3 protein-coding genes are annotated in these 4,436 nt (G+C 41.2%); 1 reads left to right on the top strand and 2 read right to left on the bottom strand.

Features of this window, described 5'->3' with window-relative positions; all coding sequences use genetic code 11:
* The coding region (locus tag DD606_RS23875) for a reverse transcriptase family protein (RefSeq protein WP_219824225.1) at positions 1 to 1,000 on the top strand (1,000 nt) is incomplete at its 5' end.
* Positions 1,001 to 3,830: 2,830 nt separating this feature from the next.
* On the opposite strand, the gene DD606_RS26715 is transcribed toward DD606_RS23875, so the two are convergent.
* Positions 3,831 to 4,121, bottom strand: a complete 291-nt coding sequence (locus DD606_RS26715; RefSeq protein WP_368853790.1) for a hypothetical protein — start codon at positions 4,119 to 4,121, stop codon at positions 3,831 to 3,833.
* A 4-nt stretch (positions 4,122 to 4,125) separates the two neighbouring features.
* A partial coding sequence (locus tag DD606_RS26020) for a hypothetical protein (protein ID WP_176691470.1) occupies positions 4,126 to 4,436 on the bottom strand: 311 nt, incomplete at its 5' end.

The raw sequence follows: 4,436 nt of genomic DNA, 5'->3' as shown, positions 1-4,436 counted from the left end.
CAATTGGGGTGAACATCTCCGGAGTGTCATGTGGTGCAGCCCGCGACCCATTGACCTCGCTCAATTGGAGGTTACCGAGCCAAAATTGAGTCGAACTATAAGAAGACGTCAAAACCGAGAGTTAGCACAACAACAAAAAGAGGCAGAACTAAAAGAAAGGTCTCTGTCAGGACAAGAGCCTGCTGACTTACATACGGCTCCTGAACATTTTAAATCTTATACCACGGGGGAGCGAAAGGTTATGTATGCTAAAGCCCTACGAATACCTACCAATGAAAGCAGTGGAGTCTATGATGGTCCAACGGTAGTTAAAGAGATAGAATTAGCAGAACCAGGTGAGGAGTCTAAACCAGTCTTTATTGCTCAAGACCTTACCGAAACTGAAGAGGCTGTACTTAAGGAGCTCCTCAAGGAATACAAGGATATCTTTGCTTGGACATATCATGACATGAAGGGCGCTCCACCTTCTGTGGTGCAACATACAATTCCCATGATCAACACTGCTAAACCCATCCAGCAACGACCCTATCCAATGAATCCTAAGTACGCCAAAATTGTACAAGAGGAGATTGAAAAACTTATCCAATGTGGATTCATATACCCTATTGAGCACTCAGAATGGGTTTCTCCAATAGTCATTGTGCCAAAAAAGAATGGGAAACTAAGAGTGTGCGTGGACCTCAAGAAAGTTAATGCAGCTACTAGGAGAGATCATTATCCCTTGCCATATTCAGAACATGTGCTTGAAAGAGTTGCGGGCAAGGAAGCTTATAGCTTTTTAGATGGGTACTCTGGTTACAATCAAATCACAATTGCATTAGAGGACCAAGCTAAAACTGCTTTTATCACAGAATTTGGAGTGTTTGCATTTTGTGTTATGGCTTTTGGCTTAACCAATGCCCCTGCTACCTTCCAAAGATTGATAAACACTGCTTTTGGGGAATATTTGAGGGAGTTTTGTGAAGCTTTCTTAGACGACTTTTGTGTTTATTCTTCTTGAAAAGAACATCTATCATGTTTACAAAAATTGTTTGAAAAGTGCTTATTGTATCGCATCTCATTAAACCCTTTCAAATGCCAATTTTGAGTTAAATATGGAGTAATTTTAGGACATATAGTGTCCAAAAATGAGATTTCCACAAATGAGAGCAAAATTAAAGCCATTTCCAATTTTCCACCACTTACAAACTATAAAGGAGTTCAAAGGTTCATGGGCCATGTTAGTTATTACCGATGGTTGATTTTAAACTTTGCCGAGATAGCTCATCCTTTGTATAAGCTTTTTATTGAGTTCCAATGGACTGCGGAACCATGCTTATGAGTCATTGAAAAAGACCTTGACTAGCGCTCCTATCCTACGAGTGCCCGATTGGAATGTAATTTTCCATGTGCATATTGATGCATCAAACTTTAAATCAAATGAAGCTTCTTGCTCTTCATTTAGTTCCTATACGCAAATAGAAGCTTCGACACAACCTCCACCTACCATTGTACATATCCATACAAACAAGAAAGAATTTGCACCTCCCGTTGTAAGTTCACCACCTACAACAATGTTGCAAATAAAATCATGGGAGAGTACCTTACCACCCTTGCAACTCGATGAGGCACCTAAGGTAATATAAAACTACTGGAAAAAATCCCCACCTATTACCAACTGGAACAATTGGTTTCAAAGGGTAACAAGCTCATTCCAAACGGTATGATCTACCCAAGGAAGGGGGGAGTGTTTGCTGACAGTCATCATTCACTCACTCCCCTCTCAACCTTCCTCCCTGACCTCTCAATTTCCAATCTTAGGGAATGTATATATAAAGCCTTATACTCACAAAAAACAAAAAATAGTAAAGAGCAAGAGCAATTAGCAAACGAGTATGCACAATAAAAGTCAAAACATTGACCAGACCTACACATTCACATCCGGTACACTGAAACAGAAACCTATGTTATCAACCACCTTTGATCCTCATCACTTGAGTGATGGAGGGTAGGTAAGATTAGTACGATAGGAGTGTTTCTGTTTTAGAGTTGAGTGATTACCAAGATTCTTTTTTCCCACTGATGTGCCTCCTAGAGGTATTCTTTGTGTTTCCTAGTGTGTACAAGAGCGTGTTGCTATTGTTAGGATTTGGACCTTCATGGAATCTTTATCTCGACTCACTCTTCAAATCAAGCGCGACCATCAACACAAACAGGTGTTTCTTGTCCATTAGCATTGCCCCTTATCTTTTTTGCATCCATGTTTGTCTGCTTTGATTGTGATTGGTAGCATAATATTCAGTGCATTTGCTTAGTATCAAACATTTAATTCAATGTAATTTTTTGTCATAATCACTTGTCTAGGTTTAAAAATCAAGCAGTCTGACTAAGCTAGTTTGACCAAGTTAGGCGTTAGAGATCTTCTCTTAATACCATGGGGAATGCCTTCCTAATAATCAATGGTTACTTAGGTTCTTAATCCGATTTAAGCAGCATTGTGTGAAATGTACTAGGGCTTTCTAGTGGGCTTAGTCCCTATTGACCTTTAGCTTAAGTATTATAGAGGGAGTTTACTAGTGTGATGAGCCTAGGGAGGGTAACAGTGTTATATGACCCCCCAAAGTTACAAAATTAAAATGCTGAAAACGAACAAATAAAAAATCAAAGTGCCACAATGTAAAATCTTAAGCTGGAAGAGAAATCTCAGCTTGATTTGGTACTTCACTCACATGTATCGCCTATGGTACTAGAGCCCTAGAGGTTCCCAGTGTGGGCGCTTTTCCTTGAAAAGCAAAAAACCCAAGGCATACAAAATAAGCACACACATCAAAATTGAATCACTGTGAAAAGACTTTGGGGGGTCAAAGAAAAGGTAATCAGTCAGGCGATGATTTCATGAGAAATTCCTTTTATCGTAGCTTAACTACAAGGTCTTCTAGGTATAGCCTCTAGTCAGCCCTCGAACATGAAATACTTGGCTCTCGCGATTAAACAACTTAATTGACCAGAGAAAATTAAGAAGCTTACCCATGGTATTAATATTCGATCTCTAGTGCCTTTCGACCGTCAAATTAGCGACCCCAGACTTGTTTAATTTTTTACCTTTACATCTGTTTATGCATTTGATTACATTGCAATTTAATGTTCATTGCTAACAAATTGTTTGACCAATCAATTTGTCTACCTAAAACTGCATATGCTTTTTAAGAGAATGCAATTACTGTGCCAATGTTGTTTGATTTTGCAGTGACTGAAGAAGGCTAAGGACATTCATCTCAAATGCTCTTCCACCTCGACGAACGAGCTTCAACTCAATAGCTTCCGAGGACGGAATCTACATCAGGAAGGGGGGCATGTTAACCCTCACGGCTCACGGACACCCCATCACCTACGACGGACGTGTATTATGTATTTGGTAGAGTCAGGTACCGGGCTTGTCGGTCCAATAGGAAAAGGGTAAGAGTGATCGCCGATGAGAGGCGCACTCTAACTGGGACATTCAAGGGATTAGTTGGCTAAGCATGGGCGCCCAAGTGTGAATGGGGTGAGCTCATATAAAAGCCAACTAAACCTAAAATTCACTCATTCTCTCATTTGTGCAATTGAAGAGTGCTCTTGCTCCATCTCCATCTTCTTCTTCTTCACCTCCTTGTGTGTGTGTGTGTGTGTGTGAGAGAGAGAGAGAGAGAGGGAGAGTGTGTGTGCGATCGAGCATTACGAAGGCACGACGGCAGCGAAGCGGTTGAGCGCGGCACGACTGCAGCTTCTTCTTCATCGCGGCGAGGAATCCACCACGAAGGCGAGCGTAGAGCGGTGAGTGACACACCCTTTGTTTTCTTGAGCTTGCTAGTTTAGGCTTGTTGTGTGCTTGGAGCCGTTTGTGGCTCGCACACGGTGTATTGGCAAGTTCCTTGCATTGACATGTGCGACAGACGCGCACACTCATTCGTAGGCAAAAATTCTTTTAGAAATATAGCCTCAAAGGCTGCCCAACTCTGTGGTATAATATTCTTCTCCTTGAGAGACATCCACCATTTGTAGGCCTTGCCTTCCAGAGTTAAGCTCGTTTGCAGAGCTCTGACTGCATCCGGAGTACGCCGTAATGCGTGAATTCCATCCCACTTGCTGAGAAAGATATTCATTGCATCATTTATTGCAGTCTCGGTCATCTCCCTTAAAGACTGGTGGTTTAAAGTTCTTTAACAAATCATCCACCTCATTGGCAGTGAGAGTATGCAATGTATCAGTAGTTGGGCCTTGCCCTTGTGTGTCAACGTGCTCATGCATGTGGTTGTCAGCAGGACTCTTAGACTGCTGATGCATTAATTGAATTACTAATGTGGATAGTTTGGTAACATTTTCATTTAAAGCTTTAAAATTTTCATCCATGACTGTCATGCGTGTCTGAAGTGCACGAAATTTTTGAATATCAAGCAATTCATAAGTATCTTCTCTTG

It is taken from the genome of Enterobacter cloacae complex sp. GF14B (assembly GCF_004136805.1).
GTDB lineage: Bacteria > Pseudomonadota > Gammaproteobacteria > Enterobacterales > Enterobacteriaceae > Enterobacter > Enterobacter hormaechei_C.
Note: the sequence above shows the minus strand (reverse complement) of the source record. Positions and strands in the feature narration are given on the sequence as shown.

What these genes read in the sequence shown, in the direction of transcription:
- DD606_RS26715 (WP_368853790.1), bottom strand. Translation starts at nt 4,121, where the DNA reads ATGAATATCTTTCTCAGCAAGTGGGATGGAATTCACGCATTACGGCGT.